Below are 26,940 nucleotides of genomic sequence, written 5' to 3'. Positions count from 1 at the left end.
CCGAAGCTCGCAGCTAAATTTTACCGCCCAAGTGCGGAATTTTCGGCTTTGGTTTTGAGCGCCGAATAAAATTTCAAATCACGCCAATCCGCTTATAACGCCCTCGCTAGTGATCTTCATATTTAGCGCGTTAGGAACCTTCGGTAGCCCCGGCATCAGCATTATCTTGCCGCAGACGGCGACGATGAAGCCCGCTCCCGTACGGATCTGAAGGTCCTTAACGCTAAGCTTAAAGCCGCGCGCCCGCCCAAGCGCCTTGGCATCGTCGCTGAAGCTATACTGCGTCTTGGCGATACAGACGTTTAGCCGCTCAAGTCCCAAGGCCTTGATGTGCAGTAGCGCCTTTTGTGCCTCGGGCTCAAAAACGACCTCGCTCGCGCCGTAAATTTTAGTAGCGATCTTTTCGATCTTGCTCGCCATATCGTCGCTAAGCTCATAGGCGAATTTAAGCTCCTTGGCGCGCTCGCACTCATCTACTACGAGGCGGGCTAGCTCAAGCGCGCCCTCGCCTCCTTTGGCGAAATTTTCGCAAATCGCCATCTGCACGCCGCGCTGCTTGCAGTAATCGCGCACGAAGGCGATCTCGTCGTCGCTATCGAAGCTGAAGCGATTAAGCGCCACGACCGGATTTAGCCCGAAGTTTTGTAAAATTTCGATATGCCCGCCTAAATTTACGATGCCTCTTTGAAGCGCGGCAAGATCCGGGCTCGCGATATTTTCTTTATCCGCGCCGCCGTTGTATTTAAGCGAGCGGATCGTGCTGACTAACACCGCAGCATCCGGAGCGATGCCTGCGCGGCGACACTTGATGTCGATAAATTTTTCAGCCCCGAGCTCGCTTCCAAAGCCCGCCTCCGTTACGGCGTAATCTGCTAGCGAGAGCGCAAGCTTACTCGCCATTATGGAGTTGCAGCCGTGCGCGATATTTGCAAAAGGCCCTCCGTGCACGAGCGCGGGCGTGTGCTCTAGGCTTTGAATGAGATTTGGCTTCATCGCGTCTTTTAGCAGGATCGCCACGGCATCCGCGCAGCCCAGATCGCGCACGTATATCGGCTCTCCCTGCATATCGTAGGCGACCATGATGTTTGCGATGTTTTCCTTAAGCTCAGCAAGATCGTTCGAGAGGCACAGAACCGCCATTATCTCGCTAGCTGCGGTGATATTAAAGCCGTCCTCACGCTCTACTCCGTCGGTGCGCCCGCCCTGTCCAACGGTGATGTGGCGCAGCGCGCGGTCGTTCATATCCATGCAGCGCTTCCATAGAATTTTATCGATCTTTAGCGGGTTTTCTTGATACAGCGAGTTGTCGATGACCGCCGAAATGAGATTGTTTGCGGAGGTGATCGCATGAAAATCGCCGTTAAAATGCAAATTTAGATCATCCATCGGCACCAGCTGCGAATATCCGCCGCCCGCAGCCCCGCCTTTGATACCAAAAACCGGCCCCAGCGACGGCTCGCGCAGCGCAAGGCAGACGCTTTTGCCTAGACGCTTTAGCGCGTCGGCTAGACCGATGGAGGTCGTCGTCTTGCCCTCGCCAAACGGCGTCGGATTGGTCGCCGTGACCAAGATAAGCTTCGAAGCGCGCGATCGCGGCTTGATATTTAGCTTGGCTTTGTAGTGGCCGTATAGCTCGATCTCATCCTCGCTAAGCCCCAAATTTTTCGCAACGTTTGAAATTTTATCCGGCCTCGCCGCATTTGCTATTTCGATATCGCTCAACATTTTCTCTCCTTAAATTTAAAATTTTATCGCGCAGCGTTTGCGCACCGCCTCTTTAAATCCGCGCATTAGCCGCCGCTACGCGCACCTTATCCGCAAGCCGCGCAAGATCAAAGCTCGCGCTCCTAAATTTGTCCCGGCTAAATTTCGATCTCGATGCCCACGGGGCAGTGGTCGCTGCCCATCACGTCGCTTAGGATGAAAGCGTCCTTTAGCCGCGAGCGCAAATTTGCCGAAATGAAAAAATAATCGATCCGCCAGCCTACGTTTTTGGCGCGCGCGTTAAAGCGGTAGCTCCACCACGAGTAGGCGTCCCGTAGCTCGCCGTGCACGGCACGGAAGGTATCGACGAAGCCCGCCGCCTCCACCTCATCGAGCCACGCCCGCTCGATCGGCAAAAAACCCGAGGTTTTGGAGTTTGCTTTGGGGTTCGCAAGATCGATCTCGCGGTGCGCGGTATTTACGTCGCCGCAAAATATCACTCCGAGCCCCTGTTCCGCGAGGCTGCGCGCGTAGGCTAGGAATTTTGCATAAAATTCCATCTTATAGGCTAGCCGCGCCTCGTCTTTTTGGCCGTTGGGAAAGTAGATATTAAAAAGCACGACATCGCCGAAGCGGTGCTGCAGCACGCGCCCCTCGTCGTCTGGGAAAAACAGCGCCTTGCTCGTCTCGCTTTTAAATTTAGCCAGGCTCGCCACGCCCGAATATCCCGCACGAGCGGCGGAATTTAGATCTATCTGAGAAAATCCTAGCTCATAAAGCCCTTTTGGGGCGTCCTTTTCGCTCACCTTGATCTCTTGCAAGCCCAAAAAATCGGGATTTTGCTCGGCAAGCCACGCAAAGCCGTCTTTACCGAGCACTGCGCGCAGCCCGTTTACGTTCCAACTAATCAGTTTCAAATTTAGCCTTTGGCGCAAAAATTTTGGTATGATTATACGAAATTTTGACTAAATTTAAAGGAAAACTATGCGCAATCAGCCCAAATACCGATTTTTTGCCAACTGGAGCTACGCGATGGCGGGTCTTGTCGAGATGCTGCGCAGCGAGCGTAGCTTCAGACTCGAGCTTTGCGTGTTCGTCCCGCTTCTGCTGTCGCTATTTTTTTGGAATTTCGGCGCGATGCTAAATCTATTTTTGATCTTCGGCGCGGTCTTTACCATCGCGCTAGAGTGCGTAAACTCAGCCATTGAGCGCGCAGTCGATCTTGCTACGAGCGAAATCCACCCGCTAGCCAAGGGCGCCAAAGACACCGCAAGCACAGCCGTGATGATGAGCCTATTTCTCAACGCCGCGCTGTGGGGATATGCGCTTATCGGTAAATTCTTTTAATCGCGTAATTGCAAATTTCGCGATTAAAGATTTAAATCGCTGCAACGCAGAGTTTTTTTGGCGAGTGCGGAATTTACAAGCCGCTTGAGTCGTTGATCATCCACGCCTGCAACCCAAACACGACCCTGCGTGATATTGAAATTTTAAAATCCGAAATTTGCTTTAAATTTAAACTCTCCTGTGCGCGAAAATTTTAATATTCGCTCGGCTCTTAAAATTTTAAAATAGCTTTTAAAATTTCTATAGATAAATCATTCAAGCAAATTTTACGCCGTAAAATTTTAGCTATAAAATTATAACGACTTTCAAGATGCTTTAATACAATTTTCACTAAAATCACGCCGTCTTAATTAAAATAATTTTCAAAAAAAGGAAAATTTTGTCTAAATCCTTTCACAAAATCTCGCGCAAATTTCATTTGTGGCTATCTTTGATATTTTGCATACCCCTTATAATCGTATCCGCAAGCGGCTCGGTCTTAGTCTATGCGGAGCGGATCGATGAAGCTTTGCTGAAAGACAAGGTGTTTAGGACCCAAGAAAGCGTGGCGAAATTCCCCGTTAGAATGAAATTCAGCGCTTTGCAATCCGAGATAAAATCCAAATTTAAAGAGTACGCGATCATGGGCTGGAGCATCGCGCAAGATCCTTTAAAGACCGATAAAATCAGACTTTCCTCGCAGAAGCTACAAAAGCAGGCCCTAATTTACCTGGACGCCTTTAGCGGCGCGATAAATAAACTGCACGCGGAGCTGTTTTTAGGTCGCGGCGGTAGAATTTTTGCAGGCGTTGTAGGGCTTAGCGCGCTACTTATCGGCATTAGCGGCTTTTTTATCTACAAAAAATTTTGGCAAAACTTATTCTCGCTGAGGCTAGATCGGGCCATATATTTTATGCGCGGCGCTCACCACCTAATCGGAGTCGCGAGCACTCCCGTAATGTTTGCTATAGCTATAAGCGGAGCATGGTGGGAGCTAAGGGCGGTAACTTACAAGCCGCTCGCAAATCCATGCGGCGCGGTCTTGCAGAATTTTAAGACCGAGCAAAATTCCACCGTCGCGGCATCAAACGGAGCGGTAAGCATGAAAGCGGCGCAAAATCTTGCGACGCTAGATGAGGCATTAGCGCGGATAGCGGTTAAATTTAAAGAATTTCGCTCCACCTATATCGCCTTTCCGCTCTGTCCGGGCGGCGCTTTTACCGTATACGGCTTCGAGGCGGGGCAAAACCCGCTTCAAAGCCCTTACGCGAGCCGTATCACGATATCGGATGCAGGCGAAATTTTAAAAGCGGACTTTATAAACGATGCGGATTTTTCGGACAAACTTCAAGACGGCTTTCATCGCGCCCATGCGGGCTCATACGGCGCAATAACGAAGCTTATATGGTTTTTAGCGGGGCTTGCGCCCCTATTTTTAAGCATTTGCGGATTTTACATAACCCTAAAAAATAGAAATTCTAAAAGGAGAAAGTTATGAAGAAAGTATCTCTTTCGCTCGTAGTCGCATTAAATATGCTAACTTCGCTTTATGCGGAAAATAACGCCACTGCGAGCACCCCGGAGAACTTAGGCACCATAGAAGTGCAAGATACCCAAAAGCTCCGTCACGACGACAGAGATTATGAGGCTAGAAAGCTCGTTAAAAGTACCACCAGGCTCGATCTTACGGCGAGAGAAACGCCCCAGTCTCTTACCGTGGTGACCGAAGCCAAACTAAAAGATATGGGGATAACCGATTATCAGGTGCTGATGCGAAATATCGCGGGCATTACGAGCGGGCGTATGGATGAGAGGCTCTATCCTACGGCGCGCGGATTTAGCATAGATTATTATTTGCTTGATTCGATGCCTAGCTTCGGAGGTTTTAGCCTCGGGGCGAACGATTTAAATTTACTGCCATATGAGCGTGTTGAGGTAGTAAAGGGTGCGAACGGATTATTAGCAGGCGCAGGAAATCCTGCCGCGAGTTTAAATTTTATCCGTAAGCACGCAGATTCCACCATCCCAAAAGGTTATATAAGTCTAAACGGCGGCTCATACGACAAATACGGGCTTAAAACCGATGTGCAAAGCCCGCTCAATCAAAGCGGTTCGGTGCGCGGACGCCTAGCGTTTATGCATGAACGATCGCACTCTTATATGGACTATTACAATCGTCGCAATACTGCCGTTTATGGCGTATTAGATATCGATGTAACAGACGATTCAAGGCTGAGCTTTGGCTCATTTTATCAGACGCTACGCCGACATGGCACGCGCTGGGGCGGAATGCCCGCGTTTAACTCGGACGGCACGCGCACGCACTTTGGCAAAAACCAAATTTTCTCTCAACCCTGGACGCGATACGACATCTCTACGCTTGATTTTTATGCCGATTTTAAACAATATTTCTCAAACGAGGCGAGTTTAAGCTTGAGTTATTCGTTTCGTCGCGCTCATACCGATTCAAATTTGCTCTATTATGGCGGCAGGGTAGGTCCTGGCGGCATCGGAAACGTCGCCGATCTTAGCGTTTATGCTAACAAGCGCGAAGAGAATATCCACAATATCGATGCCTATGTGAATATCCCTTATGAATTTTTCGAACAAGATCATGAATTTGTATTTGGTGTGATGTATAATCTTTACAAAAAAGGATCTGATAACGTAAGTAGCTACTGGAATAGTCGAAACACTCCGGCAGGCCTTGCTTATGCCGCGCGTACTAGAATAAATTTTAACGACCTTCATATTGAAGATCCACGCTTACCGTATGTAGATCAAAATAATGCCGATCGAACTATTCAAAAAGCAATTTATGCCGCGAATAAACTCTCAATCACCGAGGATTTAAAGCTCTTATTAGGAACGCGGATGAGTTACTATAAATATAAAATTACAGGTGGAGCAGATAATAGAAATTTTACCCGCGAAATTACTCCATATGCAGGGATCACCTATGATTTAGACGATCATCATACCCTTTATGCAAGTTATACGAGTATTTTTAAACCTCAAACCTACAAGGACAAAAACAATAAATATCTTGATCCCATCCAAGGCAAGGACTACGAAGCGGGCATCAAAGGCGAGTATTTTGACGGCGATCTGCAAGCAAGCCTGGGCGTTTTTAAGATCATCCAAGATAAGCTCGGCATCCGCACCGACGAGTATATCACGGGCACAAATTCCTACGCCTACAGGCAGGGTCGCGGAGTAACCAGCAGGGGCTTTGAAGCGGATGTAAACGGTAAAATTACCGATGCACTAAGCCTAAGCATGGGGCTAGCGTACTACAAAGCCAAAGATGCTGACGGCAATATCTACGCCAGCGACTCCTCCCGCACCAGCGCAAATCTTTTTGCAAAATATGAGATCGGCACATTTAGAATCGGCGCAGGCGCGATGTATCGCTCAAAGATTTATTCCGACTCGCCATACGGCAGGATCGAGCAGAAAGCTTACACGATTGCAAACGTAATGCTAGGCTACAAAGCGAGTAAAAACCTAGATGTGCAGCTAAACGTCGATAACATAACCGATAAGCGCTATTTTGAGGGTATCGGTTCTAATCGAATGATCTACGGCGATCCGCGCACCTTCAATCTAAGCCTTACGTATAGCTTTTGACCCAAATAGTCGCGGCGGAATTTGTCTAGTGCTTAACTCTAATAGAATTCCATCGCGACGCCATAGATAAATGGCAAATTAAGCCTAAATTTCGTAAAATCACCGCTAAGACGCGAGGTCGCGTAATACGTTAAAAGGCAAACGATGCAAAGTTCAACCGCATAAATTCCGCTAAATTTAAACCAAATCAACCAATCAAATTTAAATTTAAGGCAGAACCATGAAAAGACGAGACTTTCTAAAACTAGGCGCGCTTGCGGCAGCTTCGGCGCAGGCAAAACAATTAGGCGCGGCGGCGCAGGCGATATTTGACGAGCAGATGGGGCTTTGCGCGAATAAATTTGGCGCGTTTTACGTGCAAACCATCGGCGGTAGGGTCGTTGGCACCGAGCCATTCGAGGGCGACGCGATGCCAACGGTGCTAAATAACGCCCTAAGCGATCATATCCAAAACGAAACGCGTGTGAAATACCCATACGTGCGCAAAAGCTTCCTAGCCGATCCCTCAAATCCAAAGCCGGAGCTTCGCGGCAAAGAGCCCTTCGTGCGCGTTAGCTGGGACGAAGCGGTAAAGCTAAGCGCCAAAATTTTAAAAGAAAACTTCGATAAATACGGCTCAGAGGCCATTTACGGACAGCTTTATCAGTGGGGCAGCCTAGGCAAGCTCGGCCACTCGCAGCGCACCGCAAAGCGCATGCTAAACGCGCTAGGGGGCTACGTGAGCGAGCTTGGCGGCTACTCTTACGGCGCGGCGACTGCGTTTTTGCCTCACGTGACGGGCTCTATCGATCCGACGCATAATCCTACGCGCTGGGAAGGCGTGGTAAAGGAGGCCAAAACGATCGTATTTTGGGGCACGAATCCCGTCGTCTCAAACAAAATCGCTATAGGCGTGCCGATGCACAACTCCTACGCCTACTACGAGATTATGAAAGAGAAATTTAAAAAAGGCGAGATGAAAATTTACAGCATAGACGTTTACCGCAACGAAACGGCGGAGTATTTCGGCGCGCACTATCTAGCCGTGCGCCCTTGCACCGATACGGCGATGTTGATCGGGCTTTGCGATTATCTTTATGAAAACGGACTTTACGACAAGGAATTTATAGAGCGCTACACGGTCGGGTTTGATAAATTTAAAGAGTATTTCACCGGCGCGAAAGACGGCGTGAAAAAGGATCTAAAATGGGCGAGTAAAATTTGCGGCGTGAGCGAAAAGGAGCTAAAAAATTTAGCCGATACGCTGGCCAAAAAAGACACGCTCATCGTCACGGGCTACGCGATACAGCGTCAGCACCACGGCGAGATGGCATACTGGGCGCTAATCACGCTAGCTGCGATGCTAGGCGATATCGGCAAGACCGGTCGCGGCTACGTGATGAACGATCAGATGCATAAAAACGCCGACATTAGCTTCATCGCGCCAAAGCTTCAGGCCTTTAATCCCGCGGTAAACGAAAAATACATCGCCCCGCAGGGCAAGCTAGCCAAAGCCAAATACCACGAGATACCAAACAGCAGGCTCATAGACGCGATCATGGAGCCTGGCAAAGAAATCGAGCGTAACGGCAAAAAGTACGTTATGCCGCACATCCGCGTGATGTTTAACGCCAACGGCTCGACCTTCACCCGTCACCCCGACACCAACCGCGCGGTAGAAGCGATGCGCAAGATAGAAGCGATCATCACCACCGAGCCCTTTTGGACTAGTACGGCGAGGCTCAGCGACATCGTGCTGCCGTCGGCTCTTGAGTGCGAGCGCACGGATATAGAGTTTGCAAACTCCACTAGTGAATATCTTTTTGCGATTAAGCCGCTAGTAAAGCCCGCAGGCGAGAGCAAGAGCGACTTTGAGATCGCGCGGCTCATCTGCGCGCAGTGGGGCGAGGAGTACGAGCAGGCCTTTAGCGAGGGTAAAACGGAGCTTGAGTGGGTGAAGGAAATCTACGCCGACGCTGCTGCAAAAGCCGAAGGTATGGGCATAGTGATGCCTAAATTTGAGGAGTTTTGGCAAAAGGGATACGTCAAATTTGATAAAATCGACGAGAAAAAACGGTACTTCACAAACTACGCGGACTTCCGCGCCGATCCCGAGAAAAACGCGCTAAAAACCCCGTCGGGCAAGATCGAGCTCTACTCCGAAGCGATCGAAAAGCTAGGATATCCCGACTGCCCGCCGCACGCGACGTGGATGGAGCCCTTTGAGTGGCTGGGCGGCGACGTGAGCAGATACCCGGTCGCCATCAGCGGCGCGCACTCTAAATTTAGACTCCACTCGCAGCTAAACAACTCGCTCATCCGCAACTACGCCGAGATCGCGGGCCGCGAACCAGCGCTAATTAGCCCCGCCACGGCAAAGGCGCGCGGCATCAAAACGGGCGACGTAGTGAGGATATACAACGACCGAGGCGAGATCCTCTGCGGCGCGCTGGTAAGCGATACCGCGCAAGATAACGTCGTGATCGTGAGCGAGGGCGCGTGGTACGATCCCGCCGTCTGGGGCGAGCGCAGCCTATGCAAGCACGGCAACATAAACGTGCTGACCAAAGACGTACCGAGCTCGCAGCTCTCGCAAAGCAACACCGCGCACACGAGCATGGTACAGATCGAGAAATTTAAAGGCGAACTGCCGAGCGTAACGGCGTTTGATAGGCCCGCGACGATAGAGGCTTAGGCTTTGTGATTTAAATTTGAGCGGTTAAATTTAGCCGCTCGGATTGCTCCGGCTACTTTGGAGCTATCGTCTAGCTCATAATAAATAATAGACTTAAATTTTAAGCCGAAAGCGTTAAATTTTGATTATTTCGCTTTGAAATTTAACTGCCTAAATTTCGCTAAATTTCACTTTGGCGGCGGGATTTGTCATAAAAATTTAACTTCATCGGCAAAATTTTGATTAAATTTACCGTTACGCCTTTATAAATTTTAAAATTTATCTACTATTTTTGCGCTATAATACTTGTAATGCAAATAATGCAAAAGGAGAAATGATGCAAATCTCGGTAAGACTAGATGAAAATATAGGAAGCAAACTCGAAAAGCTGGCACAGAACACCAAACGCACGAAGAGCTTTTACGTACAGGAGGCTATCAAGAGATTTTTGGAGGATATGAGCGACTATATGGACGCCGTGGAAGAGTTAAAAACTATAGAAAACGACCCCGAGCCGCAGTTTTTTACGATAGATGAAGCCGCACGCGAGCTTGGCGTAAAAATATGAGAGTCAAATTTAGCAAAAATGCGCTAAAACAGCTTAAAAAGTTAGATAAAAGCGTGAGCATAAAGATACTCAAAAAGCTAAAAGAGATAGAAGCTCTTGAAAATCCGAGGGACGAGGGCAAGGCTTTAATGAATAATTTAGCGGGATTTTGGCGTTACAGAGTCGGCGGATACCGCATAATCTGCAAGATCAAAGATGACGAGCTAGTAATCCTGGTAGTCGGCGTCAAAAATGGAAGCGAAGTCTATGATAGCAGCTTTAGCGAAGAATAAGTAGCGAAAAAATATCGATTTACTCGCAGGAGGCTTTGAGATATTGTTGATCTGTATCTACGCGCATGAACGCAAAAATAAGCGTAGAGGCTCAGCCGCAGGTCTATCTAGCGCGATATTGCCTTTGTCTTTTAACGATGTTTAGCTCGCAAAGTGCTGCGGTCGCTGTTTAAACGCCTCGCGCAATGAATGCTCAAGCGGTGCGAATTTCGTCACATTCGTACATTAATAAGCGCGCAGACCTTCCGTGCCGCAACCGGCGCGCGAGGCTTATTTGCTAAATTTCGCGCGCCGCTATTCGCCGTTTTATCGTCAAATAGGCTTAGCGCGCTTTCTAGCTCTTGTGCCAAAGCCCTACCAGCCGTTTATCGCAAACAAAATCGCTAAGTTTTTCTGCGCCAAAAGCTCGTCTGAGAGGCGGTCGTATTCGTCCCCGAGCCCCATTTCTTGCGCCATAGACGGCGGCTCATCATCCCAAGAGCCCATCGCACCGAATACATCGGCGATCCCCGCCGCGGCAAACGCCCTCAAGCTCGGCTGCGGCAGCGCTGCAAACGAAACGGCGTAATACTCGCCCACGGCGACTTCGCCCCGCAGCGTCTTAAGCGCATTATCAAACATCTGCGCGAAGTTTTCGCAGCCTATCTTGCTCGCAAAATCCCTGATCTGCACTAAAACATTCTCGAATTCTGCGCTGTTATCGCGCGCATTTAGCGCATCCCGCGGCATCCCGCGCCAAAGGCGCTCGACGTATTTCACATACCAAGCCTTTTTCTCGCGATCGTATTTCCAATCAGGCGTAAAAACGCCGTCAAAGTCCTCGAAGCAGCAAACGATGCCGTTTACGTTCATCCCCGAAAAGCCCAAAAGCGCTCTATTTTTTGCGAAAGTTGGAATACTAAGCCTCGCGTCCTTCAAACCGAACTTTAGGCACTGCTCTATCCAACGCCGTCGTGCGGAGATTGACTCGTCCTCGCGCCCTTTTTGCGCGACTTGCTCGGTAAAAAATTTACGCGCCTTTTGCAAAAGTGGCAAGTCCGTGCTTTCGTCTGCTCCTTTTTTTCTTGCCGCTTTTTCATTTGCCGCTTCTTTGCTGTTCGCGCGCTTTTGTTTCACTGCCTCGCCGCTCTCGGCGACTTTGTCCATCGCACTGCTCTGCACTGCGCCGTACGCATTTTTTTGCTCCGTAGCTTTACTTGCGTCGTTTACGCCGCCATGCGCTGCGCGGATCGCGCCCTCTGCGGTACGGAAATGCTCCTTTGCAAACTCAAAATTTAAATATTTTATATATTTTTGATCTTGCGACGGCCGCTCAGGATTGCCGCGCAGAGCTGATTTTAGCGCGACGCACAGCGCGCACGAGAGATATATTTCGCCGCTCATAGATATCCTTTAAATTTCGATCGCTCCCGTTCATGCGGCGGATTATTTATGCTCCGCGCCAAAAGCTAGCGGCGGCAAAATTTTAAAATTTTGCGCCTTAGCGACAAATTTAATCACAATAAAATTTGCGCGTGAAGTAAAAACAAATCTGCGCAAAGATAGAATTCTCAACCGCCGCGAACATAAAATTTTAAAAGCAGCTCACACACGGGTACGGATAAAATTCCGAAGCCGAAATCTACGAGCGGCACAGGCAAGGCGATGTGTGTTAAATTTACGCGCACTTTAAAAATGACAAACCGCTTTAAAGAAATTTCAATCGCACGCGCGATATGAAATTTTGAAAGTAAGCTGCCGCACCGAGCTACCGATAAATTTAAGCAGGTCAGTCACGCTGCGAGATCAAGGGCCGCGCCGATACCGAGCAAAACGCGCTATGAAATTTTAAAGACAAGTCGCCGTGCCTACGCTGCCGCCAAATTTAAAATGAACCGATCGCACCGCAAAATTTTAAAAGCAAGCCGTTGCGCCCAAACTAGCTAAATTTAAAATGAGGCAATCTCTCCGTTTATGCTACAAATGCCGCCCGTCAGCAAGCTGCGCTCGCCAAGCCGCCACTCGCAAGCTCTGCGCCGCAAGCGCCCTACGCTACGACGTTTGGAAACTCATAGACCACGCGGCCGCTTTTGATCGTGCAAACCGCAGCGCCCGTAAGCTGCTTGCCGAAAAGCGGCGAGTTGCGGGATTTGGACTTATTTAGCGCCTCGTCGTAAACGTAGGAAATCTGCGGATCGATGATCGCGACGTCGGCCAAAAAGCCCTCTTTGATCTCGCCCTTGTCCTTCAAATTTAGAATTTTAGCTGGATTAAACGAGCAGAGGCGCACCATATCTTCAAGGCTGATGACGCCCTGCTCTACTAGCCGAAGCGTAAGCGGTACGAGGGTTTGAAGCCCCAAAATTCCAAACGGCGCGTGGTCGAATTCTACGAATTTATCGTCGGTGTTGTGCGGAGCGTGATCGGTTACGATGGCGTCTATTAGACCGCTTTTAAGCGCCTCTCTGATCGCCTGCACGTCGCTTTGGGTGCGAAGCGGCGGCGACATTTTAAAATTCGTATCGTATCCCATCAACTCGCGCTCGTCGAAGGTGAAGTGATGCGGCGTAGCCTCGCAGGTGACGCGGATGCCCTCGCGTTTAGCTTGCTCGATAAGCTTTAGCGACCACGCCGAGCTTACGTGCGCGATGTGGATGTGCCCGCCCGTCTTTTTGGCAAGCAGCAGATCGCGCGCTATCATAATCTCCTCTTTTTCGCTCGCCATCCCCTTTAGACCGAGGATCGCGCTGACTTTGCCCTCGTTCATCACGCCGCCGTGGCAAAGAGAGCAATCCTCGCTGTGATTTATCACGAATGAGCCGAAGTGAGCGGAGTATTCGAGCGCCTGTCGCATCACGGAGCTGTCGGTCACGGGCAACCCGTCGTCGCTGAAAGCCACGCAGCCCGCCTCAAGCATATCGCCCATCTCGACGATCTTTGCGCCCTTGCAGTCCTGCGAGATCGCGCCTATGGGCAGCAGATCGATAAGTCCGCGCCCCTTAGCCTTGGCGATCATCGCGCGAGTGATGCTTGAGTTATCGTTTACGGGCTTGGTATTTGCCATCGGAAGGCAGGTCGTCACGCCGCCTGCGACCGCGGTTTCGCTGCCGCTGATGACGTCGTCTTTGTATTCGAGCCCCGGGTCTCTGAAATGCACGTGCATATCGATGAGCCCAGGCATCACGAGCTTGCCCGCGGCGTCTATGACGCGGTCTGCGGCGGGACATTCGCGCGTGATCTTTGAAATTTTATCGCCCTCGATTAGGACGTTTGCCTCCTCGCTGCCGCCCCAATTAACGATCGTGCCGTTTTTTATCAAAATTTTCATCGTGCGCTCCTGTTTAAATTTATCGTATGAAGTATCGCCATTCGCATCGCCTCGCCGTTTTCTACCTGATCTAAAACGCAGCTATAGCGCGGATCATCGGCTACGTCGGAGTTGATCTCCACGCCGCGATTGATCGGGCCCGGGTGCATTATCATGACGCCCTCTTTCGCCGCCTGCATGCGCCTCGCGGTAAGTCCGAAAAATTTCGAGTACTCGCGCACGCTCGGGAAGCTCGGCTCGCCGTCTTGCCGCTCAAGCTGAATTCTAAGCATAATGATGACATCGGCGCCCTCGATCGCCTCCTCTATGCTTTTGCATATAGGGCAGCCGAACGCGTCGCAGTCGCGCAGCATCATCGGAGGGCCGAAGAGCCGCACGTTTATGCCTAGTTTTTTCATCGCCCAGATGTCGCTTCTAGCCACGCGCGAGCGAAATATATCGCCGATGATTGCGACGTTTAAATTCTCGATCCTGCCCTTGTGCTCGCTGATCGTAAAAAGATCCAGCAGCGCCTGGCTCGGGTGCTCGTTCAGCCCGTCGCCTGCATTTACGATCGATGCGTCGCAGTTGGCCGCGACGAATTTCGCCGCGCCCGAGCAGCTGTGGCGCAGCACGAAGATATCCGTGCGCATCGCCTGCATATTTCTGATAGTGTCGATCAGCGTCTCGCCCTTTTTCGTGCTGCTGTCTGCAGCGGTGAAATTTACGCTGTCTGCGCCCAGGCGCTTGGCTGCGATCTCAAAGCTCGTGCGGGTGCGGGTGGAGTTTTCGAAAAACGCGTTGATGACCGTCTTGCCGCGAAGCGAGTCGGATTTTTTGATATCGCTGCGATTCAGCGCTTTAAACTCGCGCGCCAGATCTATAAAGTCGTAGATGTCCTCGCGGCTCAGATCCTGCGCGCTAAGAAGATGCTTTAGCTTATACATTCCCTCTCCTTTTTTGGGCCGAATTTCAGCCGTAATTGTATAAAAAAATCTCTGATAAAATTTTAAAATTTAAAAGCTGGGCTCAAATTTAGACGCGAAATTTTGCTTAAAATTTCATTTGAGTTCGCATACGAAGCGCGAACGGAATTTTGGGGCAAAATTTAAAAATTTTGGGATTAAATTTGAGCTTCTTGAGCGAAAATTTTAAAAAATCAGCCGCGCCACTTACGTAAAATTTTAAAGCTTTACGCGCAGCTGGCGGCTAGAAAAGCAAAGAATTTAAAGCTTATTTAAATACTTTATATAATTTTTCGCACTATTTTCTACGGCTTGCTCGCTTTTATCGTAAGTAAAGCCGTATGAGACGAAATTGGGCATAGTCGTTGCGCCGACGAAATTAAATGTAGCCTTAAATGGCGCTAGCACCTCATCCACGCTAAAGCCCACGATGCCATTTTTAGAGTAGTTTGCCTCGGTCGCGCCAAGCGAGATCGCAAGCGCAAATTTTTTGCCCTTAAGCTTGCCGTCGCTCTCTGCGCCATAAGCCCAGCCGCGCGTAAAAACATCCTCAAACCACTGCTTAAGAAGCGGCGTGCAGTTTGAAAAACGAAACGGAAACTGAAGCACGATTTTATCGTGGCTTTCGAGCAGTTTTTGCTCCTTTTCCACGTCGATTTTGAAGTCCGCATAAAGCGCGTAAAGATCATGAAACTCGAACTTATCGGGATGCGCTAGCACGGCATCCCTCCAGTGGCGGTTTACGAGCGAGTTTGCGATATTTGGATGAGCCAAAATAATGAGAGTTTTCATTTCTATCCTTTAAATTTGAAATTGCGGGGCGCATTATAGCTCTACTTCGTAAAATTTTTCTCGTTTTATCGCAAGCGACCTTAAATTCTAAAGCTTTATCGGCCACCACCCGCTTATTTTTACAGCAACTTCAAAGAGCGCGAGCTTTGAATTCCAAACTTCATTCACTACTCACGCTTTATTTAGAAATGCTCGCCCTCGGGGCACTCGTCGCGTTTTACGGAGATTCGCTACTTTTTTGTAAGTGTTCATCGCGCCATTGCGGAAGCTCGCGCGAGTAAAATTTTAAGGAAACCGCCGCGCAGGGGAAATTTTAATAAAATTTAGCATCGCTTCTCTGCAAGCATTCGCCACAACAAATAAAATTTAGATGAAATCTAGCCGTGCTTTAAACTATACAACCTTGCCATCGGTTCCGTCGTCGGGCTGCGGGTGCTCATCGCGCTCTTATGAGTGTCCGTCACGCTTTCGTGCAGGCTCGTTACGCTCCTGCGAAGGCTTGTCGCTTTCCTGCGAGTGGTAGTCGCAATAAAAAATTTTGAGTAAAATTTAGTGTAATTTAAATTCTAAAGCTTTGCCTACCAGCCGCCTCTTCAGGGTCTAAATTATCATCGCGCTCCTGTGAGTGCCCGCCGCGCGGCTCCTGTCTGGGCTGCACGCCAAAGCCTTCCAAGACCTTGCCTAAGCTCTCGTTTGCATCTTTTATAATTCCTTGCAGGCTTTCGCCCATCTGATCAAGGTTTTTGCCCGCCTCGCGTGCCGCCGCCTCGCCCTGCTTTAGCAGATCCTTGGTCCTATCTGCGTTGCGAGCGGCGAAATCGTTCAAGACTTCGGGCGCCTTTTTCTGCAAATTTTGTAAGGCTTCGCCCAGAACTTTAGCATCGTTTGCAAGCTCGTCTATCGTAGAGTTCAGATCGGATTTTTGCTTGCTCTCAAAGCCCTGCGACATGGAATTTTGCACGGAGCTTTGCGTGGAGCTTTGAGCGGAATTTTGCCCCGAGCTATCCGCGCTTTTATTAAAATTTCGCCCTTGATTACCCGCGCTAAAATTCTGTTCCGAGCGTGCGTTTTGCTCGCGATCTTGCGCGTCCGACCCGCCGTCGCAGCCGCTCAAAACGCACGCCGCGACTAGCGCCAAAGTAAAATTTCGCGCCGCATTTATAAAGCTAAAATCGTTTATAAAATTAAAATTTCTAGCGCGACCCGTCGAGATAAAATTTTGCTCGCTGCCAGCTGAAATGGAATTTCGCAGCCGTTTAAAGCCCGGCTCACCGCTCGTTCTGATAAAATTCTGCGCTAAATCGCGTACGCATCTTTTCAAAATTCGTCTTTTCAAAATCCGCTCCTTTAAATTTCATCCCCTACGGGAGCTCTTGGAAGCCGCCCGAAAAATAGATCGCTTCTAAGCTTTAAAAGCAGGCAGATAGCGATATCGGCGCTTTGTTCGCGGATGTAGTTTCGATCGCCTTTTAGATGAAATTCCCCGACGATCTGTTTGCCGCCCTGCTCCTTTGCGCCGATAAAGACCGTCCCTACGGGCTTTTGCGCGCTTCCGCCGCCGGGACCCGCGATACCGCTTACCGCCAAAGCAAAGCTCGCCCCGCTGCTTTGCAGCGCGCCCTCCAGCATCTCGCCCACGGTCTGCGCGCTAACTGCACCGTAGCGCGCGAGCGTATCTTCGCCCACGTTGAGCCAGAGATTTTTTATCTCGTTGGCGTAGCTTACGAGCGAGCCGTCAAAAACGTCGCTAACGCCCGCGACCGCGCCGAATTTTGCGGCGATTAGCCCTGCGGTGCAGCTTTCGGCGAAGGTGATCTTAGCGCCTATCTCGCGCAGTCTATCCACCACAAAGCCCATAAAATCGCCGCCTTCGATGTAGCAGCTCTCATAATACTTGCCGACGCTTTGCAAAAACGCGTCCAGCGCTCCGAATTTCATCGCACTGGCGCGCACGAGCAGCAAAAAGGAGCTGGGCCTGCTGATCGTAAGCGAAATTTTATAACTGATCGCAAGGCTCTCTAGGCGCTGCTTTACGCTTTCATATTCGCAATCGAATAGATAAAAGCTCTCGCCCGCGCTCGGCGCGTCTTGGAGGATCGGCGGCAGGCTCTGCAAGCAAAGTGCCTTGATCACGTTTACCGAGCAGCCTCTGACGTTTAGCAGGAAGCTGTTTTTCGCCACCGTGCGCGCCATCGAGGGCGCTAAGGTTTCTCCATTTTTCAGCTCGAGCGAATCGAAAGAGAGCGTAGATAAAATTTTGCCGACGACCGCGTAGGCGGAGTTTGCCGCAAAGATCGTGATGAAATCGTACGAATCGATCATCTTTTCAAGCGCGAAGGGCAAAACCTTATCGTTTTCGCTTAAGAATTTCAGATCATCGATCCGCCCGAAAACCTGCTCGTAGCTGCGAGATATATAGCTCATCAAAGCCGCGTCGTAGCGGATCTCCTCGCCGATTACAAGGATGATATTTTTCATAAAGGCCCTCATTAAATTTTCGCACATTATAGCATAAACGCAGACTGCTCTTTCAGAGCTTTTTAATGGCGTTTTGGATAAACTTCACAAATTTTTTAAGACACGAAAAGGTACAAATATGGACTATAAAGATACTCTCTTTCTTCCTACGACGGACTTTGCGATGCGAGGCGCGCTACCGCAAAACGAACCTGCGCGGTTTAAGGCGTGGTACGAGCAGCGTAAAATTTACGAAAAGATGAAGGCTAAACGCAAGGGCGCAAGCGTCAGCTTCAATATCCACGACGGCCCGCCGTATGCCAACGGACACCTCCACATCGGCCACGCGCTGAATAAAATTTTAAAAGACATCATCACCAAAACCCATTATTTCTTCGGCGAGGAGATCCGCTACGTGCCGGGCTGGGACTGCCACGGTCTGCCGATCGAGCAGCAAGTAGAGATCAAACTCGGAGATAAGAAAAAATCGCTTTCAAAAGTGCAGATACGCGAGCTTTGCAGACAGCACGCCAAAGAATTCATCGACGTGCAGCGCAATGAATTTAAAGATATGGGAATTTTAGGCGACTGGGACGATCCGTATCTGACGCTAAAATTTGAGTTTGAAGCTGAAATTTACAAAGCGCTCTGCCAGATCGCGAAAAAAGGAATTTTAATCGAGCGAAGTAAGCCCGTATTTTGGAGCTGGGCGGCAAAAAGTGCGCTCGCAGAAGCCGAGGTCGAATACAAAGACAAAGAGGACTACTCGATCTTCGTGGCGTTTGATCTAAGCGGTGAAGCGAACGCTAAAATCGGCGCGAAAGGCGCTAAAGCGGTCATCTGGACGACCACGCCTTGGACGCTGCCCGCAAACGGCGCAATATCTTTGAACCCGAATGAAATTTACGCGCTGACGAGCGAAAATTTAATCCTTGCTAAACCTTTGGTCGAAAGCCTCGTAAGCCTGGGCATCACCAAGGGCGAGATTGTTAAAGAATTTAAAGCCGCCGAGCTTGAAGGCTTAAACGCGATCAACCCGCTAAACGATAGAGCTTCGAAATTTATCCTCGGCGAGCACGTTTTAATGGACGGCGGCACCGGGCTCGTGCATACGGCTCCGGGACACGGCGAGGATGATTATTTCGTAGGGCTTAAATACGGCATCGAGGTAATTATGCCCGTGGATGAGGGCGGCTGTTTCGATCAAACTCTTAAAACCAAAAAACTCTTCCGCGCAGACGTCGTAGACGAGTTCGTGGGGATGCATATTTTCAAAGCAAACGAGAAAATTTTAGAGCTTCTAGGCCCCGCGCTTATCAAATCCGGCAAATTCGTCCACTCCTATCCGCACTGCTGGCGCACGCACAAGCCGGTGATTTACCGCGCGACGAAGCAGTGGTTTATCGCGATGGATGAGCCAATGCCTAGCGGCAAGACGCTGCGTCAGGTGGCGCTAGAGCAGATCGGAGGGGTTAAATTTTACCCGCAAAGCGGCATCAACCGCCTAAGCTCGATGATAGAAAACCGCCCAGATTGGTGCATCTCGCGCCAGAGGGATTGGGGCGTGCCGATCGCGTTTTTCCGCGACAAAAGTACCAAAGAGCCGATTTTTGATGAAAAAATTTTAAATAATATCTACGAAATTTTTAAGGCTAAGGGCGCGGATTCTTGGTGGCAGATGGAAATTTCGGAGCTCTTGCCTCAGGACAGCGGCTATAAGCCTGAAAATTTAGAAAAGGTGATGGATATCTTAGACGTTTGGTTCGATAGCGGCTCGACGTGGAAAGCGGTGCTACAAAGCGGCGCCTACGATGCAGGCAAATTCCCCGCGGATATGTATCTTGAGGGCAGCGACCAACACCGCGGCTGGTTTCAAAGCTCACTGCTTCTAAGCTGTGCGATCAACGAATGCGCGCCGTACAAGAGCATCCTCACGCACGGATTTACCGTCGATGAGAAGGGCCAAAAGATGAGTAAATCAGTCGGAAACGTCGTCTATCCGCAAGAGGTCGCAAAGAGCCACGGCGTTGAAATTTTACGCCTGTGGGTCGCGATGAGCGATTATTCGACCGATCTAAAGATCAGCGACAATATCCTTAAACAGGTAAGCGAGCAATACCGCAAGATCCGCAATACTATAAGATTTCTACTCGCAAGCACCAGTGATTTAAATGAGATCGAGACGAGTAATTTTACGCGGCTTGACCGCTGGATCCTAACGCGCGCGGCAAACGCCTTTGCGAGCGCGGAAGCGGCGTTTAGAAACTATGATTTTTCAAAGGGCTTCAACGCCTTGCTAAATTTCTTAAGCGCCGATCTGAGCGGAATTTATCTTGATATCTGCAAAGACAGGCTCTACTGCGACGCACCCGACGAGCCGCGCCGCAGAAGCGCGCAAAGCGCGATAGCTCTGATTACGCGAGCGCTGCTGCCTCTGATCGCGCCTACGCTAACCTACACGATCGACGAAGCGATGCAGTTTGCGCCGAGTATCATCAAAGAGGGCAAGGAAGACGCTTTCGATTTGATTTAAAAGCCGATAGAATTTGACGATTTTCTAGAATTTGACGAAATTTTAATCAAATCGAGGGAGAAATTTTTCGAGCTTATCGACGGGCTTAAAAAGGATAAGATCATCAAATCGACGCTTGAGTTGGTTTTGCAGACGAGCTCGAACGAAATTTTATCAAACGACATCCTAGGCGTGGCGGATTGGTTCATGGTAAGCGACATGGACACTCTGCAAAGCGAGGAGGCTCTGGCGGAATTTAAGATAAACGACGAAATTTTCCGCCTCGTAAAATCATCGAAGCACAAATGCCCGAGATGCTGGAAATTTAACGCAAAAGAGCCTGATGAGCTCTGCCCGCGCTGCGCGAAGGTCATGCATGCTCGCTAGCCCCATAAGTCTCGGCTTCGTATTTTTTACGATCGCGCTGATCTGCGTAGCAACGGGCGTGGGGATCTATTTCGTGAATAAATTTAAGGATGGCAGATGATAAGTTTGAAAGAGGCTCTAAAGCTGAATGCGGATGAAATTTCGGCGCTTAGAGCGGAGCTAAAGGATAAAATTTTAAAAACCAAAGAGCTCGGCGCCTACGTCGAGCAACTTACGGGCGAGGCTCTAAACATCAGCGGCGAGGGCGTGCCGATCGCGATCAAAGACAACATTCAGGTAAAAGATTGGAGCGTCACTTCGGCGAGCAAAATTTTGCAAGGCTACGTTGCGCCATACGACGCGACGGTGATCAAAAAGCTACGGAAGCACGGTTTGGCGCCGTTTGGGCGAACGAATATGGATGAGTTTGCGATGGGAAGCACGACCGAGAGCTCATTCTACGGCAAAACTCTCAATCCGACCGATCACTCGCGCGTACCCGGCGGCAGTAGCGGCGGAAGCGCGGCTGCCGTAGCGGCAAATATCGCCATAGCCGCACTCGGAAGCGATACGGGCGGCTCGATCCGCCAGCCGGCGGCATTTTGCGGCTGCGTAGGCTTTAAGCCGAGCTACGGCAGGGTCAGTCGCTACGGGCTTGCGGCGTATTCTAGCAGCCTCGATCAGATAGGACCGATTACGCGCAGCGTCGAGGACGCGGCGATTTTATACGACATCATCGCAGGCCGCGACGAGATGGACAGCACGAGCTACGCGGGCGCTTACGAAAGCACCGCGGATAAGCTAAACGCGGATCGCAAGCTTAAGATCGCCGTTATAAAAAACTACGTGGACGAGGCCTCGCAGCAGGTCAAAGAGGCTCTAAATTCGACTATAGAAAAGCTAAAATCATTTGGACACGAGATCGTTTACCGCGATCTTTGCAGCTCCAAATACGACATCGCGACCTACTACATCATCGCAACCGCCGAGGCTAGCGCAAATTTAAGCCGCTACGACGGCGTGCGCTACGGAAACCGCGCGAAGGCTCTAAATTTAAAAGAGCTCTACGCCAACACTCGCGGCGAAGGCTTCGGCGACGAGGTCAAGCGCCGTATGCTTCTAGGCACCTTTGTGCTAAGCAGCGGCTATTACGACGCGTATTACATCAAAGCGCAGAAAGCAAGGGCTTTCATCAAAAGCGAATATGAGGAAATTTTAAAAGACGCCGATTTGATCTTTATGCCGATCGCGCCGGGCGTGGCGTATAAATTCGGCGAGCTTAGCGATCCGCTGCGTGCGTATCTTAGCGACATCTACACGATCGGTGTAAATTTAGCTGGGCTTCCCGCGATCTCCGTGCCGGTAGCGAAAAACAAAGAGGCTCTTAATATCAGCGCGCAGCTTATCGGGCGCGCCTACGACGAACAAACGGTGCTGGACGGCGGCTTGAGTTTAGAAAAAATCGTGAAAGGATAAGTATGAAGATCGTCAAAAAGGCTCTGACCTTCGAGGATGTTTTGTTGGTACCGCAATACTCTGAAATTTTACCCAAAGAGGTCGATATCAGCACGAGTTTTACGAAAAATATCACGCTAAATACCCCTCTTGTAAGTGCTGCGATGGATACGGTCACCGAGTACCGCACGGCGATAATGATGGCGCGCCTCGGCGGCATCGGCGTGATCCATAAAAATATGGATGAGGAATCCCAAGCCAAGATGGTTCGTCGCGTAAAAAAGAGCGAAAGCGGCGTCATTATAGACCCTATCTCGATCAAGGCGGACGCCACGATCAAAGACGCTCTCGATCTTATGGGCGAGTACCACATTAGCGGCATTCCCGTTATCGACGATAACGGCGTGCTGATTGGAATTTTGACCAATCGCGATCTGCGCTTTGAAACCGACACCGCCGCGCTAGTAGGCGAGAAGATGACCAAAGCTCCGCTAATTACCGCTCCGAAGGGCTGCACGCTTGATGATGCGGAGAAAATTTTTAGAAACAATAAGGTAGAAAAGCTTCCGATAATCGACGCAAACGGCCACTTAGAGGGGCTTATTACGATTAAAGACCTTAAAAAGCGCATCGAATATCCAAGCGCTAATAAAGACAAATTCGGCCGCCTTCGCGTCGCCGCGGCAATCAGCGTTGGCCATCTGCAAAGAGCCGAAGCTCTCGTCAAAGCGGGCGTAGACGCGCTTGTGATGGACTCTGCGCACGGACATTCCAAAGGCATTATCGACACGCTTAAGGAGCTAAAGCGAAATTTTGACGTCGACGTAGTAGTAGGAAACGTCGCAAACCCCGCCAGCATAAAGGATATCGCAAACGCGGGAGCGGACGCGATTAAAGTAGGTATCGGCCCGGGCTCGATCTGCACTACGCGCATCGTAGCGGGCGTAGGTGTGCCGCAGTTTACCGCGATCAACGATTGCGCGATCGAGGCGGCTAAATTTGGAATTCCGATCATCGCAGACGGCGGCATCAAATACTCGGGCGATATCGCCAAAGCTCTAGCCGCGGGCGCAAGCTCGGTGATGATGGGAAGCCTGCTTGCAGGCTGCTACGAGACCCCGGGCGAGCTCATTACGTTTCAGGGGCGCCAATACAAAACCTACCGCGGCATGGGTTCCTTAGCGGCGATGCATAAGGGAAGCTCGGATCGCTACTTTCAAGACGGCACCGCAAAAGAAAAGCTCGTGCCCGAGGGCGTCGAGGGACGCGTACCTTACGCGGGCATGCTAAAAGACGTGATCTTTCAGCTACTAGGCGGCTTACGAAGCTCGATGGGATACTGCGGCAGCAAGGATATCGCGACCTTTCAGCAAAAGGCGGAATTCGTCGAGATCACGAGCGCAGGTCTTAAAGAAAGCCACGTCCACGACGTCATCATCACGCAGGAAGCGCCGAATTACCGAGTAAATCAGTGATCCTTCAGAGCAAAATTCAAAATTTCGACGAGCCGCTCTATCTGGAGAGCGGCCGCGTCTTTTCTAACTTCAAGCTCGCCTATGAAACCTACGGCGAGCTAAATCCGGACAAATCCAACGTCATCGTCATCTGCCACGCCTTAACCGGCTCCGCGCACGCCGCGGGACTTTACGAGGGCGACGTTAAACCGGGCTGGTGGGACGGGCTCATCGGCGATCATAAAGCGGTCGATACGACGAAATTTTTCGTCATCTGCATAAACATTTTAGCTTCGCCGTTCGGCTCGACATGCCCGCTTGATGTCGATGAAAGCAGCGGCCGCGAGTACCGCTTGCGCTTTCCGGTAGTGGTCGTCTCGGACGTCGTGCGCGCGCAGATGATGCTTTTAAAGCGCCTAGGCATCGCCCGTGCCCGCGCCGTTATCGGCGGCAGCTTGGGCGGCATGCAGGCGCTGTGCTATGCGATCGAATATCCGGAATTTGCGGATGAAATTTTCGTGCTTGCAAGCACATACGCTACGCAGCCTTGGGCGATCGCGTTTAATAAGATCGCGACCGAGGCCATCTTACGCGATCCAAATTTTAAAAACGGCAACTACGATAAAAATCTAATCGCCGAGCACGGACTTGATGGCATGGCGGTGGGGCGCATGGCGGGGCATATAAGTTTTTTAAGCCCAAGCTCGATGCAGGATAAATTCGGGCGCAACTACGTTGAAACCGACGGTCTTTACGAGATTGGCGGGCGCTTTCAGGTGGATCGCTACCTTGAATACAACGGCGAAAATTTCGCGCGCAGGTTCGATCCGCTGTGCTATCTCTACATCGCTAAGATGATGAATATATTTGACTGCACGCGCCACTACGGCAATCTCAAAAACGCCTGCGCGCAGATCAGATCGCGCCTGCACCTCATCTCTTTCAAAGGCGACGTGCTCTTTCCGCCAGAGCTAATGAAAGAAATTTACGATGCGATGAGCGATCTGGGCAAAAAGGATCGCACGAGCTACGCGCAGATCGACAGCGACTACGGACACGACGCGTTTTTGGTCGAGATAGAAAAATTTGATTACATCATAAAAAGGATTTTGGATGAGTTTTGAGGAAAAAATGGAAAAGATTAACGCGCTTTTAAAAAGCCTAAACGATAAGGATCTGAGCCTAGAGGAGAGCGTGAAGCTGTATAAGCAGGGCGTCGCGCTACTAAAGGAGGCGAAGGAAATTTTAGAAAACGCCAAACTCGAGGTCGCCGAAATAAACGCGCCCGAGCAGGCTTAGGAGGCGACGATGATAAACGTATGCGTTTTGCAACTACCGACGCTTTCGATGAGCGAAAATCGGATCGATTACTATATGAAGGTCGCCAAAGACAACGGCGCGCGGATCGTGCTGCTGGGCGAATATGAGCTAAATTCCTTCTTTAGCGAGCTTAAAAAGATGCCCCGCTCTATCGCCTGCGAACAGAGCGAGCATAAGCAGGAGCTGATGGCGCGGCTTGCCGCCAAATACGACCTGCATATCATAGCGCCGATAATTAGAGCCGCTAGCGGCGCAATTTTGAGACAGGCGGGCATTTTCGGCGGCGCGGCTCAAAAAAGCGCGCGCGGCGGCGAAAGTTCTTTAAGCTTTAAAAGCGAGCCCGGTTGCAAGGGCGAGCTAAATTCCAAGAGCGATTTAAATTCCAACGGCTGCTCAAATTCTAAAGACGCTTTAAATTCCAAAAACGAGCAGAGTTCCAAAGGCGGCTTAAATTCCTGCGGCGCAAAATCTTTAAATTTTAAAACTGCAAATTTAAAAAGCGCCCCCGAAGTCTCAAACGCTCTAAATTCCGAAGAAAGCCAAAAAGACGCGAGCGAAGAGGAGATCTTTTGCGCGAGCGAAAACGAGCCCATCTGGGTGAAATCCTGCGCGAAATTTTCGCCCTCGGAGGTGAAATTTTACGATCAAAATATCCTGATGGACTATCCGCACTGGAACGAGGAGGGTTTTTTCGCCAACCGCAAAAGCCGCAAAATCGGTAAAATTTCGCCGATGATCTTTAGCGAGGGCGGCGTGAAATTCGGCGTGTGTTTCGGCTACGAGGCGCATTTTGACGTATTTTGGCGCTATTTTATGCAGAAAAACGTCGGCTGCGTGCTCGTGCCGTGCGCCTCGACCTTCGAAAGCGGCGGGCGCTGGCGCGAGCTTTTGAAGATGCGCGCGTTTACGAACTCGCTCTACGTCATCCGCGCCAACCGCATCGGCGAGGCGAAATTCGGCGAGAGCGAGTTTAAATTTTACGGCGAGAGCTTCGTCGTAACCCCTAGCGGCGAGATCGTAAACGAGCTGAAAAACGAAGAGGGCGTGCTGATGTGCGAAGTGGACGCAGATGAGATCGCTGCGGCGCGCGGGCTGTGGAAATTCCGCAAAAATCTAGTCGGCAGGGGGCTTTTATGAACTATTTTCACAGACAGATCCAGCTTTGGGGCGAGCAGACGCAGCGCGCGCTTGCGGATAAGCGCATCTTAATCATCGGCGCGGGCGGGCTTGGAAGCAGCCTTGCTTACGCTCTGGGCGCAAGCGGTATCGGGCGGATCAGCGTCGTGGATTTCGACACGGTGGCGCTTCACAACATCCACAGGCAAATTTTATTCACGCTCGCGGACGAGGGTAAATTTAAAGCGGACGTTTTTAAAAGCCGCACGGAAAGCCGCTACGACGGCGTGAGCGTGGAGGTGCACAAAAGCCGCGCGGAGGAATTTTTTGCTAGCGCGACCGCCTCTGGCGAGAAATTTGATCTGATTTTGGATGCGACCGATAATCTCGCCACGCGCGCGCAGATCGATGCGTTTGCTAAGCAAATAGGCGTGCCGTGGGTATTTGCGTCGGTGGACAGCTGGCAGTGCCAAGTCTGCTTCGTGCAGAATGCGGATTTTAAATTTTTCCCGAGCCTAAACGCGACGCCTGCGGGCATAACGGCTGCGATCGTGATGTTTGCGGCAAGCTTTGAGGCAAACCTCGCTCTGCGCTATCTAGCGGAGCTCGAGGTCGAAAAAGACCTGCTTTACTACGCGAACTTTTTTGGCGGCGAGCTGGAAGTTAGGAAGATAAAATTGTAGTTTTGACTCGGGCTAGTTTAAATTTAAGCCCGAGCTTGCGGTTGACTTTATATCAAAAAAGCTAACTTTGAGTATGTTGATTTAACTCTTCTTCTGTCATTTCATTCTCCTTAATATCTAGTTTTCATAAGATTCTTTTATTGCATTTTTTATCTCACCAGATGAGATCTCATCTATATATTTATCCAGCTTTTTTAAATTATCTTTATACGGCCGATCAAGCTTACGACCGTCTTTATCTCTGGTATACATATGGATGGATACCGCTTCCATTTCATTTAACTCGCTTGCAAATTTCGTATATTCATAAACATCTTTAAATGTATGCTTCCAGTTGTTTGCAGGATTAAGTTCTACTGTCTCAACAGCTTCGTCTATAGT

The 26,940-nt window shown here is 50.2% G+C and carries 21 protein-coding genes and 2 pseudogenes; 14 read left to right on the top strand and 9 right to left on the bottom strand.

The window, feature by feature from the left end; all coding sequences use genetic code 11:
• Nucleotides 1–78: 78 nt before the first annotated feature.
• Both Q0537_RS08305 and Q0537_RS08300 read right to left on the bottom strand, forming a co-directional pair.
• Nucleotides 79–1,725: a formate--tetrahydrofolate ligase gene (locus Q0537_RS08305; protein ID WP_299227008.1), complete on the bottom strand. Its 1,647-nt coding sequence runs from the start codon at nucleotides 1,723–1,725 to the stop codon at nucleotides 79–81.
• Between the two features lie 137 nt (nucleotides 1,726–1,862).
• Entirely contained in the window at nucleotides 1,863–2,621 is a 759-nt protein-coding gene (locus Q0537_RS08300; RefSeq protein ID WP_295152225.1) for an exodeoxyribonuclease III, read from the bottom strand.
• Between the two features lie 67 nt (nucleotides 2,622–2,688).
• Here Q0537_RS08300 and Q0537_RS08295 point away from each other — a divergent pair, with 67 nt between their 5' ends.
• The 6 genes from Q0537_RS08295 to Q0537_RS08270 all read left to right on the top strand — a co-directional run bounded on the left by Q0537_RS08295 (nucleotide 2,689) and on the right by Q0537_RS08270 (nucleotide 10,153).
• The gene (locus tag Q0537_RS08295; RefSeq protein ID WP_299227005.1) at nucleotides 2,689–3,051 is read left to right on the top strand and encodes a diacylglycerol kinase; all 363 of its coding nucleotides are present in this window, start codon (nucleotides 2,689–2,691) and stop codon (nucleotides 3,049–3,051) included.
• A gap of 379 nt (nucleotides 3,052–3,430) precedes the next feature.
• On the top strand, nucleotides 3,431–4,528 hold the full coding sequence (locus tag Q0537_RS08290) for a PepSY-associated TM helix domain-containing protein (RefSeq protein ID WP_299227002.1): 1,098 nt from the start codon (nucleotides 3,431–3,433) through the stop codon (nucleotides 4,526–4,528).
• Entirely contained in the window at nucleotides 4,525–6,660 is a 2,136-nt protein-coding gene (locus Q0537_RS08285; RefSeq protein WP_299226999.1) for a TonB-dependent siderophore receptor, read from the top strand. The genes Q0537_RS08290 and Q0537_RS08285 overlap by 4 nt, the downstream gene beginning before the upstream one ends.
• 220 nt (nucleotides 6,661–6,880) lie before the next feature.
• Nucleotides 6,881–9,334: a molybdopterin-dependent oxidoreductase gene (locus Q0537_RS08280; RefSeq protein ID WP_299226996.1), complete on the top strand. Its 2,454-nt coding sequence runs from the start codon at nucleotides 6,881–6,883 to the stop codon at nucleotides 9,332–9,334.
• 316 nt (nucleotides 9,335–9,650) lie between these two features.
• A complete protein-coding gene (locus Q0537_RS08275; protein WP_299226993.1) occupies nucleotides 9,651–9,881 on the top strand; it encodes a ribbon-helix-helix domain-containing protein in 231 nt (76 codons plus the stop codon).
• A complete protein-coding gene (locus Q0537_RS08270) occupies nucleotides 9,878–10,153 on the top strand; it encodes a type II toxin-antitoxin system RelE/ParE family toxin (protein WP_299226990.1) in 276 nt (91 codons plus the stop codon). Before Q0537_RS08275 ends, Q0537_RS08270 begins: the two co-directional genes overlap by 4 nt.
• 354 nt (nucleotides 10,154–10,507) lie before the next feature.
• Here Q0537_RS08270 and Q0537_RS08265 read toward each other — a convergent pair whose 3' ends face one another.
• The 6 genes from Q0537_RS08265 to Q0537_RS08240 form a co-directional block, all read right to left on the bottom strand.
• Complete coding sequence (locus Q0537_RS08265; protein WP_299226987.1) at nucleotides 10,508–11,536, bottom strand: hypothetical protein; 1,029 nt, start codon at nucleotides 11,534–11,536, stop codon at nucleotides 10,508–10,510.
• A gap of 643 nt (nucleotides 11,537–12,179) precedes the next feature.
• On the bottom strand, nucleotides 12,180–13,460 hold the full coding sequence (locus Q0537_RS08260; RefSeq protein ID WP_299226984.1) for a dihydroorotase: 1,281 nt from the start codon (nucleotides 13,458–13,460) through the stop codon (nucleotides 12,180–12,182).
• Nucleotides 13,457–14,386 (bottom strand): aspartate carbamoyltransferase catalytic subunit, encoded by a 930-nt coding sequence (locus tag Q0537_RS08255; RefSeq protein WP_299226981.1) that lies wholly within the window; start codon nucleotides 14,384–14,386, stop codon nucleotides 13,457–13,459. Before Q0537_RS08255 ends, Q0537_RS08260 begins: the two co-directional genes overlap by 4 nt.
• A 279-nt stretch (nucleotides 14,387–14,665) precedes the next feature.
• Nucleotides 14,666–15,196, bottom strand: coding sequence for an NAD(P)H-dependent oxidoreductase (locus Q0537_RS08250; protein ID WP_299226978.1), 531 nt, complete (start codon nucleotides 15,194–15,196; stop codon nucleotides 14,666–14,668).
• A 559-nt stretch (nucleotides 15,197–15,755) separates the two neighbouring features.
• A complete protein-coding gene (locus Q0537_RS08245) occupies nucleotides 15,756–16,532 on the bottom strand; it encodes a hypothetical protein (RefSeq protein ID WP_299226974.1) in 777 nt (258 codons plus the stop codon).
• 11 nt (nucleotides 16,533–16,543) lie between these two features.
• Nucleotides 16,544–17,674, bottom strand: coding sequence for a CinA family protein (locus Q0537_RS08240; protein ID WP_299226969.1), 1,131 nt, complete (start codon nucleotides 17,672–17,674; stop codon nucleotides 16,544–16,546).
• A gap of 118 nt (nucleotides 17,675–17,792) precedes the next feature.
• On the opposite strand from Q0537_RS08240, the pseudogene ileS reads away from it, so the two are divergent.
• The 8 genes and pseudogenes from ileS (at nucleotide 17,793) to Q0537_RS08200 (ending at nucleotide 26,559) form a co-directional block, all read left to right on the top strand.
• Nucleotides 17,793–20,552: pseudogene (gene ileS, locus Q0537_RS08235) on the top strand (isoleucine--tRNA ligase).
• A gap of 96 nt (nucleotides 20,553–20,648) precedes the next feature.
• Nucleotides 20,649–22,007 carry an Asp-tRNA(Asn)/Glu-tRNA(Gln) amidotransferase subunit GatA gene (gene gatA / locus Q0537_RS08230; protein ID WP_299226966.1) on the top strand — a complete coding sequence of 453 codons (1,359 nt, stop codon included), beginning with the start codon at nucleotides 20,649–20,651 and terminating at the stop codon, nucleotides 22,005–22,007.
• Between the two features lie 2 nt (nucleotides 22,008–22,009).
• On the top strand, nucleotides 22,010–23,461 hold the full coding sequence (gene guaB, locus Q0537_RS08225) for an IMP dehydrogenase (protein ID WP_299226963.1): 1,452 nt from the start codon (nucleotides 22,010–22,012) through the stop codon (nucleotides 23,459–23,461).
• Nucleotides 23,458–24,564 carry a homoserine O-acetyltransferase gene (locus Q0537_RS08220; RefSeq protein WP_299226960.1) on the top strand — a complete coding sequence of 369 codons (1,107 nt, stop codon included), beginning with the start codon at nucleotides 23,458–23,460 and terminating at the stop codon, nucleotides 24,562–24,564. Before guaB ends, Q0537_RS08220 begins: the two co-directional genes overlap by 4 nt.
• Complete coding sequence (gene xseB / locus Q0537_RS08215) at nucleotides 24,554–24,739, top strand: exodeoxyribonuclease VII small subunit (RefSeq protein WP_005872361.1); 186 nt, start codon at nucleotides 24,554–24,556, stop codon at nucleotides 24,737–24,739. The genes Q0537_RS08220 and xseB overlap by 11 nt, the downstream gene beginning before the upstream one ends.
• Nucleotides 24,740–24,748: 9 nt before the next feature.
• Nucleotides 24,749–24,997 (top strand): annotated as a pseudogene (locus tag Q0537_RS08210) (carbon-nitrogen hydrolase family protein); the annotation flags it as partial.
• Between the two features lie 360 nt (nucleotides 24,998–25,357).
• Nucleotides 25,358–25,897 (top strand): carbon-nitrogen hydrolase family protein, encoded by a 540-nt coding sequence (locus Q0537_RS08205; protein WP_299227034.1) that lies wholly within the window; start codon nucleotides 25,358–25,360, stop codon nucleotides 25,895–25,897.
• Nucleotides 25,894–26,559, top strand: a complete 666-nt coding sequence (locus tag Q0537_RS08200; protein ID WP_299226957.1) for a ThiF family adenylyltransferase — start codon at nucleotides 25,894–25,896, stop codon at nucleotides 26,557–26,559. Before Q0537_RS08205 ends, Q0537_RS08200 begins: the two co-directional genes overlap by 4 nt.
• Before the next feature lie 117 nt (nucleotides 26,560–26,676).
• On the opposite strand, the gene Q0537_RS08195 is transcribed toward Q0537_RS08200, so the two are convergent.
• Nucleotides 26,677–26,940 (bottom strand): hypothetical protein (locus tag Q0537_RS08195; RefSeq protein ID WP_299226954.1); only part of this gene is annotated, 264 nt, incomplete at its 5' end.

It is taken from the genome of uncultured Campylobacter sp. (assembly GCF_938017775.1).
Classification (GTDB): Bacteria; Campylobacterota; Campylobacteria; order Campylobacterales; family Campylobacteraceae; genus Campylobacter_B.
This window is presented reverse-complemented; position numbering and strand designations above follow the sequence as displayed.